General features: G+C 69.3%; 17 protein-coding genes and 3 pseudogenes. 13 read left to right on the forward strand and 7 right to left on the reverse strand.

All coding sequences use genetic code 11. The features are described 5' to 3' along the window. The first annotated feature begins 82 nt into the window (after positions 1-82). Positions 83-961: a Scr1 family TA system antitoxin-like transcriptional regulator gene (locus tag ACFWUZ_RS26690; protein ID WP_384377887.1), complete on the forward strand. Its 879-nt coding sequence runs from the start codon at positions 83-85 to the stop codon at positions 959-961. Positions 962-1,065: 104 nt separating this feature from the next. Here the strand turns inward: ACFWUZ_RS26690 and ACFWUZ_RS26695 are convergent, their stop codons facing one another. Next, entirely contained in the window at positions 1,066-1,683 is a 618-nt protein-coding gene (locus tag ACFWUZ_RS26695; protein WP_384377890.1) for a DUF1707 domain-containing protein, read from the reverse strand. A gap of 257 nt (positions 1,684-1,940) precedes the next feature. On the opposite strand from ACFWUZ_RS26695, the gene ACFWUZ_RS26700 reads away from it, so the two are divergent. Together ACFWUZ_RS26700 and ACFWUZ_RS26705 are read left to right on the forward strand one after the other, a co-directional pair. Beyond that, the gene (locus ACFWUZ_RS26700; protein WP_384377893.1) at positions 1,941-2,480 is read left to right on the forward strand and encodes a GNAT family N-acetyltransferase; all 540 of its coding nucleotides are present in this window, start codon (positions 1,941-1,943) and stop codon (positions 2,478-2,480) included. A 58-nt stretch (positions 2,481-2,538) separates the two neighbouring features. Then, on the forward strand, positions 2,539-3,087 hold the full coding sequence (locus ACFWUZ_RS26705; protein WP_384377896.1) for a GNAT family N-acetyltransferase: 549 nt from the start codon (positions 2,539-2,541) through the stop codon (positions 3,085-3,087). On the opposite strand, the gene ACFWUZ_RS26710 is transcribed toward ACFWUZ_RS26705, so the two are convergent. After that, positions 3,071-3,604 carry a transposase gene (locus ACFWUZ_RS26710; RefSeq protein WP_384378023.1) on the reverse strand — a complete coding sequence of 178 codons (534 nt, stop codon included), beginning with the start codon at positions 3,602-3,604 and terminating at the stop codon, positions 3,071-3,073. The two genes, ACFWUZ_RS26705 and ACFWUZ_RS26710, sit on opposite strands and share 17 nt — an antisense overlap. A 643-nt stretch (positions 3,605-4,247) precedes the next feature. On the opposite strand from ACFWUZ_RS26710, the gene ACFWUZ_RS26715 reads away from it, so the two are divergent. The 4 genes and pseudogenes from ACFWUZ_RS26715 to ACFWUZ_RS26730 all read left to right on the forward strand — a co-directional run. Next, on the forward strand, positions 4,248-5,009 hold the full coding sequence (locus ACFWUZ_RS26715; protein WP_384377899.1) for a hypothetical protein: 762 nt from the start codon (positions 4,248-4,250) through the stop codon (positions 5,007-5,009). 2 nt (positions 5,010-5,011) lie between these two features. Beyond that, positions 5,012-5,384, forward strand: a pseudogene (locus ACFWUZ_RS26720) (peptidase inhibitor family I36 protein). A gap of 189 nt (positions 5,385-5,573) precedes the next feature. Then, complete coding sequence (locus tag ACFWUZ_RS26725; RefSeq protein WP_384377902.1) at positions 5,574-6,416, forward strand: hypothetical protein; 843 nt, start codon at positions 5,574-5,576, stop codon at positions 6,414-6,416. Beyond that, positions 6,417-6,641: pseudogene (locus ACFWUZ_RS26730) on the forward strand (Tn3 family transposase); the annotation flags it as partial. It abuts the gene before it with no gap. A 210-nt stretch (positions 6,642-6,851) separates the two neighbouring features. Here the strand turns inward: ACFWUZ_RS26730 and ACFWUZ_RS26735 are convergent. The 3 genes from ACFWUZ_RS26735 to ACFWUZ_RS26745 are packed head-to-tail and all read right to left on the reverse strand — an operon-like array spanning position 6,852 to position 9,504. Then, positions 6,852-7,598: an SDR family NAD(P)-dependent oxidoreductase gene (locus ACFWUZ_RS26735; protein ID WP_384377905.1), complete on the reverse strand. Its 747-nt coding sequence runs from the start codon at positions 7,596-7,598 to the stop codon at positions 6,852-6,854. Next, positions 7,595-8,587, reverse strand: a complete 993-nt coding sequence (locus ACFWUZ_RS26740; RefSeq protein ID WP_384377908.1) for an alpha/beta hydrolase family protein — start codon at positions 8,585-8,587, stop codon at positions 7,595-7,597. The genes ACFWUZ_RS26735 and ACFWUZ_RS26740 overlap by 4 nt, the downstream gene beginning before the upstream one ends. Further along, a complete protein-coding gene (locus tag ACFWUZ_RS26745; RefSeq protein WP_384377911.1) occupies positions 8,584-9,504 on the reverse strand; it encodes a zinc-binding dehydrogenase in 921 nt (306 codons plus the stop codon). Before ACFWUZ_RS26745 ends, ACFWUZ_RS26740 begins: the two co-directional genes overlap by 4 nt. Before the next feature lie 89 nt (positions 9,505-9,593). Between ACFWUZ_RS26745 and ACFWUZ_RS26750 the strand changes: the two genes are divergently transcribed. From ACFWUZ_RS26750 to ACFWUZ_RS26760, 3 genes are all read left to right on the forward strand, one after another. Next, positions 9,594-10,538: a LysR family transcriptional regulator gene (locus ACFWUZ_RS26750; RefSeq protein ID WP_384377914.1), complete on the forward strand. Its 945-nt coding sequence runs from the start codon at positions 9,594-9,596 to the stop codon at positions 10,536-10,538. A gap of 71 nt (positions 10,539-10,609) precedes the next feature. Then, positions 10,610-10,813 (forward strand): hypothetical protein, encoded by a 204-nt coding sequence (locus tag ACFWUZ_RS26755; protein WP_384377917.1) that lies wholly within the window; start codon positions 10,610-10,612, stop codon positions 10,811-10,813. 28 nt (positions 10,814-10,841) lie between these two features. Then, positions 10,842-11,153 (forward strand): recombinase family protein, encoded by a 312-nt coding sequence (locus ACFWUZ_RS26760; protein WP_384378026.1) that lies wholly within the window; start codon positions 10,842-10,844, stop codon positions 11,151-11,153. Between the two features lie 23 nt (positions 11,154-11,176). On the opposite strand, the gene ACFWUZ_RS26765 is transcribed toward ACFWUZ_RS26760, so the two are convergent. Further along, positions 11,177-11,803 (reverse strand): TetR/AcrR family transcriptional regulator, encoded by a 627-nt coding sequence (locus tag ACFWUZ_RS26765; RefSeq protein WP_384377920.1) that lies wholly within the window; start codon positions 11,801-11,803, stop codon positions 11,177-11,179. Between the two features lie 125 nt (positions 11,804-11,928). Between ACFWUZ_RS26765 and ACFWUZ_RS26770 the strand changes: the two genes are divergently transcribed. Further along, positions 11,929-12,732, forward strand: coding sequence for an alpha/beta fold hydrolase (locus ACFWUZ_RS26770; protein WP_384377923.1), 804 nt, complete (start codon positions 11,929-11,931; stop codon positions 12,730-12,732). Then, the gene (locus tag ACFWUZ_RS26775; protein ID WP_384377926.1) at positions 12,729-13,346 is read left to right on the forward strand and encodes a dihydrofolate reductase family protein; all 618 of its coding nucleotides are present in this window, start codon (positions 12,729-12,731) and stop codon (positions 13,344-13,346) included. The genes ACFWUZ_RS26770 and ACFWUZ_RS26775 overlap by 4 nt, the downstream gene beginning before the upstream one ends. A 74-nt stretch (positions 13,347-13,420) precedes the next feature. Here ACFWUZ_RS26775 and ACFWUZ_RS26780 read toward each other — a convergent pair. Then, a pseudogene (locus tag ACFWUZ_RS26780) lies at positions 13,421-13,944 on the reverse strand (Tn3 family transposase); the annotation flags it as partial. Between the two features lie 54 nt (positions 13,945-13,998). Here ACFWUZ_RS26780 and ACFWUZ_RS26785 point away from each other — a divergent pair. Continuing rightward, positions 13,999-14,577 carry a suppressor of fused domain protein gene (locus ACFWUZ_RS26785; RefSeq protein WP_384377929.1) on the forward strand — a complete coding sequence of 193 codons (579 nt, stop codon included), beginning with the start codon at positions 13,999-14,001 and terminating at the stop codon, positions 14,575-14,577. The last annotated feature ends 11 nt before the right edge of the window (positions 14,578-14,588 follow it).

Genomic DNA, 14,588 nt, shown 5'->3' on the forward strand with positions numbered 1-14,588 from the left:
CGCGGCGAATGCACTCGCCCGGGCCCTGCCGCGGCAACTCCCGTGGCTGGTAGACGTGTCCCGAGCCGGAGGTAGACCGCCCGTGGCGGTGAACGGAAACCCGACCGTCAGACGACGTCGACTGGGCGCGGAGCTGCGCCGGCTCCGCCTGGCCCGGGGTCTGACCAGTACGCAGGTGGCCAAGGATCTGTTGATCTCCCAACCCAAGATCAGCCAGTTGGAGAACGGCCGCCGCACCATCAAGCCCCGCGATGTTCGGGACCTGTGCGCCCTCTACGGAGTCACCGATCCGCAGGTCGTCGACGCGTTGATGCAGATGGCCAGGGAAGCGGACCGCGAGGGCTGGTGGATCGCCTGCGGCGAGGTCCCGTACGCCGTCTACATCGGTCTGGAGACGGCAGCCGCCTCGATCCGTTCCTACGAGCCCCTGGTGATCCCCGGCCTGTTGCAGACACCCGCCTACGCCCGGGCCGTCATCGAGGAAACGATCCTTCCGGCCACCTCTGAACAGATCGCCGTACGCCGTGAGGTCCGGTTGCGCCGTCAGTCCCGCGCCCACCACCCGGCCCGGCCTTTCCACTTATGGGTCGTACTGGACGAATCCGCACTGCGCCGCATCGTCGGCAGCCCGCAGATCATGCGCGAACAGCTTGCATGCTTGAACCACCTCGGCGCGCAGCCGCACGTCACCGTGCAGGTCCTCCCACACAGCGCGGGAGCCCACCCGGGCGTCTCGGGACAGTTCTCCATCCTCGACTTCCCCGACGCTCCCGGGGCGGGGACGGTGTACTTGGAGCGGTTCACCAGCGACCTCTACTTGGAGAAACGATCCGATGTGCGGCACTTCAGCACCATGTTCGACCATCTTCAGGCGCAGGCCCTGAACCCGGAGCGCACCCGCTGCTTTATCACCCGCGCCGCTGAGGAGTTGCCGGGCGCCGCATCGCCCCCCAGGGCGTGAACGCCGCCGACGCTGGCCGCAGGTCACTGTGTACAGCCGCTGCGGTGTTCGCGACCGCGTCCAGGCCGGCCAGCAGGGGCTTGATCAACAGCTCGGCACGCATCCTAGCCCTGCGCCGGGTTGCTTCGCAGCTTGCGCTGTTCCCGGCGGTTGGGGTGGCGGATGATTACTCCCCCCATGCCGCCGGCCCCGGTGAGCCGGATCAGCGGAGTTCCTGGAAGCCGGTCGGGAGTGGTCTTGTCCGTCAGGCCGCCGACGCCGGGATCCATGCCGTTGGTGTCTGCGGTCCAGCCGTCGGGGATGACGATCGTGACACCAGATGTCTCCCCGTACGCCTCCACCGCGACCTCCGTGAGGCGGCACTCAACCCGGGTGAAGTCAACCTTCACACCCCCCACGCCTCCGTGAGCGATCACGTGCCCGGGAACCTCCCAGCGCCCGGGGCCTCGAGACGCGCCACTCATGCCGCCCTTGAGCACCAGCAGCGGATGGCTCTCAGCGGACTTCGGCCTCGGCAAGTCGGCGGTCAGGACGGCCAACTCGGCGTGCGTCTTGGACGTCAGCGCCTGCTCCAGGCGTGAATCCAGCTCATCGAGATCGATTCGCCCCTCGGCTGCCGCATCGCGCAGCTGCTCCACCACTGCTTCCCGGTCGTCGTGAGAGGCGCGGAGCTCTCCTGATGGAGCAGGGCGCGGAGAGGGCTCCGGAGGCTGGGCAGTCATGGTCACAAGGATAGGCAGCCAGCGGACTGAGCGGACTGAGCGGACTGGGACTGTACATCTCACACCGCCTGGGGTCCCGTCCGTAGCGGGTCGTCCGAGGGAACGGAAATGACTGGTCCGCCGGTCTCGTAGGCCCGTAGCATCCGCCCATGACCGAGGAGGGGGCAGGGACTGTGGTGGGGTGCGTTGCGGGGAAGGGACTGGAGGAGGACGGGGACGCGGGGTCGCGTCGGGAAGTTTGCTGGCAGGGTAGAGGCGTGGCCTTGGCGCCCCTCGACGTCGACGATGCGGAGCTGGTCCACGCCTGGCGCGCCGACCCTGTGGCCGCCCACGAGGTGGGCATGTGGCCGCGTTCCCTCTCTGCCGTGCGCGAGCGCATCGAGCGCGACCGCGACGAGCACGACCGCGACGACTTCCTCGTCCTGCTTCCCGACGGCACGCCGATCGGCCATATCGCCCTGACCGGCCAGGACCTGGTTGACGGCACGGCCGAGATCATGCTGATGCTCGACCCGGATCACCGGGGCCAGGGCCATGGCTCCGACGCCGTGGACGCGCTGGTCGACCTCGCCTTCGGCGAACTGCCCATGCACCGCGTCCAAGCCGTCACCCACACCACCAACACCGCGGCTCTCGGCGTCCTGGCCAGAGCCGGGTTCGTCCAGGAGGGGGTGCGCCGCTCCGCCTGCCTGCACCGGGGCCGCCGGTACGACGTCTCGGTGCTGGCCCTGCTCCGGGATGAGTGGCAGGCGCTCGCTCGGCCCCGGTCCTGGGACCTGCTGGTCCCAGGCCAGTGACCGAGTCGAGGGTTCCTCGGTAGTTCATGCCCGGAGGGCGTGCTATAGGTTGCGCGGCATGACTGAGCTTGGACCCGTCGCCTGGCCACCTGCCCCGATACGGACCGAGCGGCTGGTGCTCCGCGAGTCCGAGGCCCGGGACCGTGCGGCGTTCATCGAACTGTTCGCATTGCCAGAGGTGCGCACCTACCTCGGTGGCCCTCGACCGCGTGATGAACTCGAACGCGCGGTGCCTGCGGTGCCCGGGCGGCGCCCTGGCCTTTTCGTGATCGATCTCAACGGAGCGATGATCGGCACGATCACGCTCGATCGGCGCGACGCAGAGCGTCCGGGGCACCTCCGTCCGGATGCCGGAGAGGCCGAACTCGGTTACATGTTCCTGCCGAAGGCGTGGGGACGCGGGTACGCCGCCGAGGCGTGCGCGGCGGCACTCGACTGGTTCGCCAACGCGCTTCCCGGCGAGCCGGTGGTGCTCTGCACCCAGACCGCCAACGACCGCTCGATGCGTCTCGCGGCGAAGCTGGGGTTCACCGAGGTGGAGCGGTTCGAGGAGTACAGCGCCGAGCAGTGGTTCGGCGTGTGGTCCTCGGTCATGCCGTCCGGTTGAGCTCGTGCTCGACGGCGCGGAGCCACGAGGCCACCGATCGGTCGTCGACGTCGGTCAGCTGTCCATGATCAGGCCGGTCCCGGCCAGGCAGCCGTCGCGGCTTTCTTACCAGCGGCCAGGTCTTCTTCCGCCTCTCGACCGCGTCGTCGTCGCGTTCGATCGCCCGCCGGGCCGGCTGCTGCCAGGACCAGCCGTGCCGCTTCAGCGGCTGCCAGGTGCCCTCCACCGTGTAGCTCACGTGGTACAGGCGGCCGATCAGCGTCTTGATCCACGCGCGTGTCCACCGCTGATCGGCCCAGCCGTGAACCAGCGGTCCGCGCTCCAACTCCCGTTCCAGCCTGGCCATCTGTGAATCGCTCAGCCTCGGTCGGCCCGGCGATCCCTTCGACAGGACTCCGGTCTCACCACGCTCGCGCCACTGGCGCCGCCATCGCTCCACGGACTGCTCGCTGACCCGTGACGCGGCAGCGACTTCCCGGTTCTTCTGCCCGCCCTCGAAGCGTTCCACGGCCTGCAGCCGGACCCGCTCTGGTGTGACGGTACCCAGCAGCTTTCCGGTCGCAGGGTCCAGGATCTGCACGCCGATCCCTCGGCCTACGTAGTAGGCGGAGTTCGTGCGCCAGGTGGCCATGAACGGTGTGCGCAGCGGGTTGCCTTCGGCGGGCGGCGTCTTCCATGCCTGGGCGAGCTGGGCCGGGACGAAGGGCCCCTTCGGTGCGGCGCTGCTGCTCTCGGCGGCGGGACGCGGGGTGGTGTCGCTGCAGGCGGTCGCGCCGGCGAGGAGAAGGGCGGCGGTGGCGGTGGCGGCGAGGATCCGGCGGCCGTGGTCCCGCAGGAGTCTGCTGCACTCCGGTGGAGGTATGAGGCCGAAGTCCTCGGCGGGGTACGACTGCGGGTGGTGCGCCATGCGGAGATGTTCCTCTTCGTTTCGACGGATGAACTGCACGGCACCCTGCGGCAGGCTCGTTGCACCCGGCTCTGCCGCTCTTCCGTGACGGCTACGCCTTGCGTCAGTGTGTGGCCAGGGCGCTTGGGGGTGTGACCTTCAGCCGTGGCGGTCGTTCACCGGCAGTGGGGAAGATCATCACCGTAGGAGCGCGGGGCATGCGCGTCTCGACGGCGTCGCCGGCGGAACGGTTGACTGCCAGGTCGGCTGAACCATGCGCCTGACCCGCGCCGTCTGCATCGCGACCGTCGCCCTGCTGATGACGAGCTGCGCCGATCATCCGACCGCATCCCCACAGCGTGAGATCCCGGCCGGCGAACAGGCCCAGGACGACCTCATCAGATCCGCGCAGCTCACCCTCGTCACCCGCTGTCTTTCCGGGCAGGGGCTGGCCGTGCCATCCCTACGGCAACGCCCGAAGGCCGCCACCGCCGAGGACGAGCGGTTCGAGGCCGCCTATTTCGGCACGGACCCCCGCGAGCTGTCCCTCACACTCCCCACCGGGCACACGGTCACCGCCAACACGGATGGCTGCCTCGCCAACGCGCAGCGCGTCCTCTACGGCGATCAGAAGCGGTGGTTCGAGGCCGAGGTGGTCGTCAACAACCTGCGCGCGGAAGCGCAGGCCCGGATGGCGACCGACCCCGAGCACCGCGCCGCGATGGCCCGCTGGAAACGCTGCACCGGGCACCCGTCCCGAACGCACCCGGACCGGCCGGACCCGGCCATCACGGATCGCTGCAACCGCGAGAGCGGTCTGGCGGAGGTCGAATCCCGCCTGGAGCCCACCCTGCTGGCCAACGTACGTACCGAGCGGCGCGAGCAACTGACCGCCTACCGACAGCTGCGCACGATCGCCCTGCAGCGCGCCGTCAACCTGACCTCCGCCGCGCAGGCTCCGCAGGGGCCCGGTCGGAGAACCGAACCAACCACCGATCTGAAACCGACCGAGCCGAAAGGGCACCACCCTTCATGACCATGCAACGCATCATCACGTCCGCCGCCGCGGCGCTCCTGGCCATGACCGGAGCCCTGACGGTCTCCACCACGGCCGGCGCAGCCGACTGTCCCAGCGGACACTTCTGTGCCTGGACGGATGCCGACTACGCCGGCCAGCGCGCCAACTGGTCCGGTGATGACGGCTGGTGGGAGAGCTACATCGCCGACGAGGACTCCTCGTGGGCCAATCACGGAAATTTCCGGTCCGGGCGTCAAGGACCACGTCAAGGTGTACTCCCGGGCGCACCAGGGCGGCCACCTGACCATCTGCCTGACTCCCGGCCAGGAGGTCGCCTACAACGGAGCTGCCAATGACAACGGAGACTCCCACACCTGGTCGATGAGCTGCTGATTCGGGCCCCGGCCCGCAAGGACGACCGGTCGGCCCCGGTCTCCTGTCCCTGACCAGGGTGCAAGATAGCGGCGGTCACAGAGGCTCGCCTTCATTGGCCGGCCGCCGCCGGGGGTTCGGCCCGAGACGGAACGTACGATGGGACATCGGGCCGAACGGAGAGCTGCGAGGACTTGAGTGGCTGGCGAAATGAGCAAAGAGCTGATCGTCAGCCCCCGCAGCGAGCGCGTACGAGAGGAGCTGGCGGAAGCCGCTGCCTGGAGCGCGTACGCGGCGGAGCTTCGCAAGGTGCTCGGAGCCGCGATGGAGAAGAGCGGCGCAGACCTCCTGGAGGTGGGCGGGCTGCTGGTGAGCGAGCCCCTTCCCGAAGAGCACCGCGGCCTGCGCAACGGTGCGGAGGTCCGGCCGCTGCAAGCGATAGGTCTCGCCGAGGGAATGGCAGCCGGGCACGGGCCGTATTGTCAGCTCGCCGCACCCGGGAGACTTCAGATCGAGTCGGGATGGGACGGAGCGGTACACCTCTTCACCACATCAGCATTCCTGTGGCGAGACGCGGTTCCTGAACCCATGGAGGTCTCGGACCCCGTCGTCGCCGTCGCGGACGCGGATTTCTGGGCGAGGGTGGCGCAGGCGTCCGGGCGCCTGACCCTGGTCTGCGAGCGCTGGGCGTACGGCGCTCACGGGTGCAGATGGTTCCGCGTGACGCCGGAGAGCACAGCCGAAGTGGCCCGACTGCTGCGGCCGCGCTCGCTGGTTTGCGTGGCCACCGAGCCGGAGCTGAACCCCAGAGAGGAGCTGCTGCAAGACGACTTCACCGCCTTCGTGGCCCCGCTGCCGCAGGGCGAACTGGCCCACCGGAACTACCCCGGTGGAGCCGACACACTCTCCGAGGTCACGGATGACGGTTTCCCCCTCATGCTGGCCGATGCGGCGCTGGGCGACTGGTGCGCCGTCGTACCGGACACGGACGGAGTGGCCAGGGGGCAGTGGGAGAGTCTGGCGAGCGGATCAACAAGGTCGAGCTCTACCTAGCCGGTGGCCGGCGAACCGGACGTCTACCCGAAGCTGACCCCGGCACTGACTCGCCCCCTCCGCTGGGAGCTCCTCGCCCAGCAGTACGACCAGATGATCAAGTACGCCACCGCGGTCCGTACCCGCACCGCCTCCACCGAGGCGATCCTGCGCCGCTTCACCCGCAACGCCTCGCACCCCACCTACGCGGCGATGCTGGAGGTCGGCCGCGCGCAGAAGACCATCCCGATCAGATGACATCAGACCCATCACCGCTGACCGGCCGGCCACGGAGACACACTGACGGACTCCGACATCTTCAGGACCTCCCCGGCCCCGGATGAACGAGGCAGCGTGGCGGACGCATTCGCGTCGTCGAGGGTGGAGAACGGAGGGGGTACGGTCGGTGCCGTTCCGAGAAGACCGATCAGACCGCGAGCGTGTTATGCCAAACCATCAGGCGGGTACGGCACCGAGCAGGCCGCCGTCGATGACGAGATCCTGGCCATTGATGTAGGACGCGTCGGACGAGGTGAGAAACGCCACGGCGGCGGCGACCTCTTCCGGGCGCCCGAAGCGGCCGGCGACGATCTGCCCGGTGACCGCCTCTGCCTCCGATTCGGTCAGCGCGTCTGCGGGGTACATCGGGGTGTCGATGTAGCCGGGGCTGACGGAGTTGACGCGGATGCCGCGCGGGGCGAGTGAGGCGGCGAGGGTTCGGGCCAGGTTGTGCACGGCGGCCTTTGTTGCCGAGTAGAGGGTCAGGACGCTGTTGCCCCGGTGGAGGGTCCAGGAGGCATTGATAACGATTGAGCCTCCGTCCGCCAGCAGCGGAAGTGCCTTTTGAACGGTGAAGAACACGCCCTTGAAGTTGACGTCGACGCCGTGGTCGAAGTCTGGTCCGGTGATGTTCTCGAACGGCAGGAATGTCCCGGTACCCGCGTTCGCGAAGAGGCCGTCGAGCTGGCCGTGACGGTCCCGTACGGTCTGCACCAATGCGTCCACCGCGCCAAGGTCGGCGGCGTCGGCCACGACTCCCGAGGCCCCCGGGCCGAGTTCCTGGACGGCGGCGTCCACCCGTGCGCGGGTACGGCCGGTGACGACGACGTGGGCGCCTTCGGCGACGAGGCGGTGTGCGGTCGCCAGGCCCATGCCGCTGGTACCGCCGGTGATGAGGACGGTCTTGCCGGTGAAGCGGTTCATGCCGGTGCTCCCGTCAGGATGTGCGTGAAGTGGTCACTGAGGTGGGGCAGCCAGTCGGGCCGCGCGTTGCCGAGGAGGTGGTCCCCGTGCGGAACGGACAGGTAGCTGCCGTTCGGCGCCAGGCGGGCCAGAGCCTCACCGTTCGTCACGCCGGGGATGATGTCCTGGTCTCCGTCCACGACCAGCAGCGGGGCCGCGATGCGGGGTGCCAGGGCGGCGAGGTCCACGTGACGTACGAACTCGTGGGCGGCGTCGGCACCCCCCGCGCGTTGGGCCATGATCTCTTGTACCGGCGGGGGCAGTTCCTCCCAGTCGAGGCGGAAGGGGCCGCTGACGGTGGCGACCGCCGCCACGCGCGGCTCCAGGGCCGCGGCCCGGGCCGCGAAATAGCCGCCCAGACTCAGACCGACGAGTCCGATGCGTGCGACGCCGAGGGCCTCGATGACCCGGCCCACGACCCGCTCGTAGTCCGGCACGAAGGTCGTGGTGGCCGCGAGCACGCCCTGTCCGGGGCCGTCCATCGCGAACACCGCCAGCCCCCTGGCCAGCAGGGCGGAGGCCAGGTCGAGGAATTCCTCCTTGGCCGAGTCCAGACCGGGAACGACGACCACGGTCCCCGGTGCGTTGGAGGGACCGCGCAGCCAGCCGGTGAATCCCTCGCCGCTCACCCGCCGCGCACCGGGCTCCAGCACCGTGAGCGCCCGGCTCAGGGCGTGGTCCGCCTCGGCGGCAGCACGGGAGGCGTCCGCGTACGGCGCCAGGGTGGCCAGGTGGAACCAGCGGGCCGCCGTCAGCAGGTACTCACCCGCGGAGAGGGACGATCCCGCGTCCTCCGCGCGCTGGAGGTAGCCGTGTCCGGTGCGCAGGAAGGACGGGCCCCAGTCGGCGACGGAGGTGAGGCCCTCGGTGATGCGCTGGTACTCGTGAGGGTCCACACCTGTGCCGGTGGCACGTGTCCACCGGGCGGCGGCGAAGTCGGTGGTGGTCATCGTGCTCCTTGGGTCAACAGGACGGCCTTGCCGCGTATCCGGCGCTCTCGCAGGTCGACCAGGGTGTCGGCGGTCTGTGCCCAGTCGGTGGCGCGGCCGATCTCCGGGTGCAGACGGCCCTGCTCCACGAGGCTCACCAGGGCTGAGAGATCGGAACCGTACGGGGCGCCGGCGTAGTGGAAGTGCTGGATCGTGACGCGCTCGGGCCCGCCGAGGAGTTGGAAGAAGTCGAGGGTCACCGGGGTGCGGCTCGCCTGGCCGAACCAGACGAGCGTGCCGCCCGGGCGCACCTTCGACAGGGCCAGTGGCAGTTCCGGCCCGCCGGTGGACTCCAGTACGACATCGAACGGCCCCTGAGCCGCCCCGATCTCGTACACCACCTTCGCGCCCAGCTCCGCAAGGCGCTCGCCGCGCGTCGGAGTGGCTGTCACCGCGGTCAGATCGGCTCCCGCACCGACGGCCAGCTCGGTGACGTAGTGGCCGACGCCACCCGAGGCGCCGGTCAGAAGCACCCGTCGGCCGACCAGGGAACCGGCCGTACGCAGCAGCCGCAGGGCAGTGATCCCGGCCAGGGGAAGGGCCGCCGCCCGTACGTTGTCGATGCTGTCCGGGAGGACCGCGAGCGAGTGCGTGGGAACGGCGGCGTACTCGGCCCAGCCGCCCTGCGCCGGATGCCCGACCACGCGGGTACCGATGCCGGGGCCGGAGCCGTCCGCTGCTGCCTGTACGACGAGCCCTGCGACGTCCTTGCCCGGCAGCACCCCCGGCCGGGGATGTTCGAGAAGGAACATCTCACCCCGGTTCGGGGCGAACGCCTCGACTTTGATCAGTGTCTCGCCGGGCTCGGGCACGGGCTGGGGGAACTCGGCGAAGGCGACCGGGCGCGCCGCTTCTCCCGTGGGAATCAGTCTTTGCATGCGGAGGATGCAACCCCCGCGGCCACCCCGTGATCCAACAACGCACAGGCAAGGCCGACAACTATCGGTTGTCACCTATGGTAGGAGCCATGGATCTCGACGTGGCGCAGGTACGTGCCTTTGTGCGCACCGCCGAGGAACTGCACTTCGGGCGGGCGGCCGGGACGCTCGCCATCTCTCAGCAGGCGCTGTCGAAAAGGATCGCGCGGCTGGAATCTCTGCTCGGTACCGAGCTGTTCCACCGCGGCGGCAACGGCGTACGCCTCACCGAGGACGGACAGCGTTTCCTCCTGCCGGCCCGACAGGCCGTGGCCGCCGCCGACTCCGCAGTCGCGGCGGTGGTCGGCAAGGACCGTCCGCTGCGCGTAGACGTCTGGGGGCACCTCTACGCGCCGATGCGGACGCTGGCCCGGGTCGCCGGACGGGCCGGAGAGCTGGCGTTGGGGCACGGGCGCGATCTTCCGTCGGTGACGACGGCACTGCTGCACGGCGACATCGACGCGGCCTTCGGCCGGGTCCACCCCCCGCTGCCCGCCGGCCTTGCCCACCGTCTCGTCCGCCTCGAACCGGTGGACGCCGTACTGAGCGCGGACCATCCGCTCGCAGCCGAACCGGCACTGCGGCCGGACCAGTTGCGCGAGAGTGTGCTGTGGGCACCCGGTGCGCTGGACCGACTCGACTTCCTCCATCAGTTCGCCGACCGATTCGGCATCCAGGACGCAGCCACGAGCGTCAACCTGGGGCTCACCCATTTCCTCACCGAAGTGGCGCAAGGGCCGCGACGCTTCTCGCTGCTGCCCGCAGATGTGCCGCTGCCGGAGGTCCCCGGATTGCGCTCCGTCCCCCTGGTCGATCCCACGCCGCTGTACGCCTGGTCGCTGCTCTGGCGCACCGGCAACGGGCGCCCGGGGCTGAACAGCCTCGCCGCCGCCTGTGCCGAGGAAGCAGGGCGAAGCCGATGGCTGGAGTACGACCCGACCCGCGACTGGCTGCCTGAACCACCCGCGAGCGGTCCCGGCCCGGGATCAGAATGACCTCGTCAAGGCAGACGGAGCGGCCTGGCCGCAGTGCCACCGCGTTTCATAGGTGGTCGCAGTCGCGGTTCGTGAGCGACGACTTCAAGCGCGTGGAATCGCACGCGTGCCCGATGTCCACCTGTGCAATCCCGGCGGGCTCGCCGTGCCGCACGGGTAAGGGCAAGGCGGCCATCCAGTACCACACAGTCCGCGTCACCCTCGTTGTCCACGAACACGAGCGGCTCGGCCGCGGCATCGAACTGGCGACGCTGGCCGAAGAGCTGACGAGCTGACGAGCTGACGAGCTGACGAGCTGACGAGCTGACGACCAGTGACGTCGGCCTTCAGTTCCTCACCGGTGACCTCCAGGGCTCGCACAACCCCTCCGGCGTCGTGTTCACGGTCTGGGCGGCTCTCTCCGGCATGGAACGCGAGTACATCCGCGACCGCACCCTGCAAGGCCACGAGTCCGCCCGCAAGCGCGGCAAAGCAATCGGCGGCGCGGGCGTCACCGGGACCGGTTCATTGGGCGCCCGCCCGACCTGTCTTCACATGTCTGTTTGCCGACAGGGTGGGAACATGCCACGGCAGCCCGGCCTGCGGTCGGGTGTTACGCCCGGCCGATGCGCGTGAGTCGGCGAGGCCGGGGGCGGTGCTCAGCGGTAGGCGGCGAGGAAGACGCGGGCGCCGGCGGCGGCGTAGCGGTCGAGGTCGGCCTCGGTGTGCTGGACGCTGCCGGTGAACATGGCCTTGTTCACCGGGATCCACAGCAGCAGGCCGGAGAAGTGGTTCGCGGCCAGGAGTGTGTCGTCGATGCGGAGGAGCCCCTGGTCGGCCAGGCGCTGGAAGGTTGCCGCCAGCGTGGTGAGTCCTCGTTGGAAGCCTCGCTCGTACCACTCGGTTCCCAGGTCGGGGAAGACGTCGGCATTGGCGATGATCAGGCGTCGCAGCTGGATCACTCGGGGGTCGGTGAGGGCGGTCAGGAACTGACGGGCGAGCCGGGTCAGGTTCTCCTCCAGGTTGGCGTCGTCGGTGGGGAGGTCGGCCAGCAGGTCGATCGTGGTGTCGAGCCGGTCGGTGGTGGCCAGGACGATGTCGGCGAAGAGCTTCTCCTTGTCGGAGAAGTGCTTGTAGACGGTTTGTTTGGACACCGCGGCCAGCTTCGCGATGTCGTCCATGCTCGTTCCCGCGTATCCCTTGTCCAGGAAAACGCTGGTCGCGGCTTCCAGGATCGCCTCGTGCTTGCGCGCTGAACGGCTGTCCATCATCGGCTCCTTCTCCATGCGTCTGAACCTCCTGTGAAGAGTACTGGACTGACCAGTACCCATGTGGGTACTGTACCGTCCAGTTCCGAAGAGGGCGGGGCTTCCGGCCCTGCGCCCCCCGCAGATACATGGAGTGGTTCCTTATGGACAAGGTGTTCTCTGCCGACGGCACGGCCATCGCCTACGAGCGGCAGGGCTCAGGCCCCGCGGTGGTGCTCGTCGGCGGCGCTTTCATGACGCGCGGCGATTCCGCCGCACTCGCTGGCCTGCTGGCCGAGCACTGCACCGTCATCACGTACGACCGCCGGGGCCGCGGCGACAGCGGGGACAGCCCGGAGTACGACGTACAGCGCGAGGTCGAGGACCTGGACGCCCTGATCGAGCGCGCGGGCGGCGAGGCGATGGTCTTCGGCATGTCCTCCGGCGCCGTGCTGGCGCTGGAGGCCGTCGCCCGGGGCAGCGCCGTCTCGAAGCTGGCCATGTACGAGCCGCCCTTCATCACCGACTCCAGCCGCCCACCGTTGCCCGCCGACTACGTCGCCCACCTGGCGGACCTCGTGAAGCAGGGGGCGTACGGCGATGCCGTGGCCTACTTCATGACCACAGCCGTGGGCATGCCCGCCGAGGCCGTCGCCGGGATGCGGCAGGCCCCCTTCTGGGCAGGTATGGAAGCCACCGCCCGCACCCTGCCTTATGACGGCCGGGTCATGGGTGACACCATGTCCGGTCGGCCGCTGCCCGCCGACCGGTGGCGGTCTGTGACGGTGCCCGTCCTCGTCGGCAGCGGGGACGCGGGCGCCCCGCACATGCTCACCGGCGCGCGGGAACTCGCCGCACTGGCTGACAACTTCACCCTGCACGTCTTCCCCGGCCAGGAGCACAACATCGGCCCAGAGCTCCTCGCCCCCGTCCTGACCGGCTTCTTCACCACCGGGGAGCAGGCATGAGCAAGGTCTTCGCCAGTCTGGGCATGTCCCTGGACGGCTTCATCGCCGGCCCCGATTCCCGTCCCGACAACCCGCTCGGTGACGGCGGAATGCGCATCCACGAATGGGTCTTCGGTGTCGAAAGCTGGCGGGAGCGCCAGAGCATCGGCGGCGGGCAGACCAATCAGGACGACGACATCGTCCAGGAAACCTTCTCCCGCGCCGGCGCCTACATCATGGGGCGGCAGATGTTTGCCGAAGGGGAGGTCGGCTGGCCCGACCCGCCGCCCTTCCGCGCCCCCGTCTTCGTCCTCACCCACACCCCGCGGGAACCATGGGTACGGCAGGGTGGCACCACCTTCACCTTCGTGACCGAAGGGATGGGCAGCGCACTGGCCCAGGCTCGCCGGGCCGCAGGGGACAAAGACGTCCAGATCTCCGGCGGTGCAGACACCGTACGACAGTTCATCGACGCCGGACTGCTGGACGAACTCCAGATCCACCTCGCACCCCTCGTACTCGGCTCGGGCGTCCGGCTCTTCGACGGCGTCTCACCTGGTCTCGGCCTCGAGCCCACACGGGTGGTCGGCTCCCCCCAGGTCACTCACCTCACGTACCGGATCACATCGTCCTAGGCTGCTCCGGAAGCCATGACGGCGACACCTGCGCGTCCTGGGTTCTCGCTCAGCTCTTGCTGGTCGTCTCGGTCCCGAGCCGGCTTGTGGCGGGACTCCTGCACGGTGAGCTGGCGGTTCATCTGCCGCCGGCAGGTGTCGTCGACCGGGTCGACCACCCGCAGCAGGTGCTCGGTCTGGGCGATCCGCCCGTACTCGGCGAACGCCGGTCCCAGCGGGGTCGGGCGCCCGTCACGGCCGCACATGCGCAGCAGGTCGTGGGCGCGGACCTGGTGGGTGACCAGGGAACCCGCCACCTTCAACATGTCCGGCCGTGCGTGATCACCTTGTTCAGGTTCACGCGGTTGCGGGCCAGGTCCTCCACCGCGCCGTACGGGCCCGTCTCGACGCCGGCCATCGTGGCCCGCCAGAACCGCTGGTCGTCCAGGTCGCGGAAACGCGGGCTGACGTTGTAGCCGAGGATCTTGAACAGGCCGAACATCATGTCGGAGTACGAGGCGTTGTCGGTGGCCACCATCTCCGGCTTCACGCCGCCGTCCAGGTTCAGCAGCGCGTCCAGTAGGTGCAGGGAGTCGCGCGGGGTGCCGGGGACGACCATCTGGTGGGCCCGCAGCTCAATGACGCTGTGTGAGCGGTCTGGGATGATCGCGCGGTGACTGATGCGAGGTTGATGGCCGCGGAGGCCGTTGAGTCCCATGTTCGGGCGTTCTTCGAGGGGCATTCCTTGGAGGTCGTCGATTGCGACCTCGGGCCGGAACGGCGAGAGATAGTGCCCGATCTGCGCGTTCTCGTGGTGGGGCCTGGTCCCCGCAGCGACAGCTGGGCCTATGTGACCGCCGGGTGCTGGGCCGCGACGGAGGAGGATGGCCATGGGCTTGAGTTCGTCATGACCGCCCCTGTCCGCGACCCGCGGTTCATCGAGTTGATGTCGATGATCGCCTCGTACCACTGCGGAGGGCATCAGCTCGACCTGGAGCACAGCATGCCGATCGGTGAACCGTGGGTGCCGGGTTCGGCCTGCGACCACCTGCTGATCAGCCTGCCCTGTCTCCACGGCCCAGACCTTGAACACTGCCCGCTGCCCGGGGGACACGCCCGCATCCTGTGGACCCTGCCTGTGACGACCGCCGAGATCGACTTCCGCAGGCGCCAGGGTCATGACGCCTTGGAGCAGCTCTTCGACGAGGCAGAGATCATTCCCACGGATCCGTTCCGGGCGTCGGTTGCCTGAAATCCCCCCGC

It is taken from the genome of Streptomyces sp. NPDC058646 (assembly GCF_042716875.1).
In the GTDB taxonomy this organism is placed as follows: Bacteria; Actinomycetota; Actinomycetes; order Streptomycetales; family Streptomycetaceae; genus Streptomyces.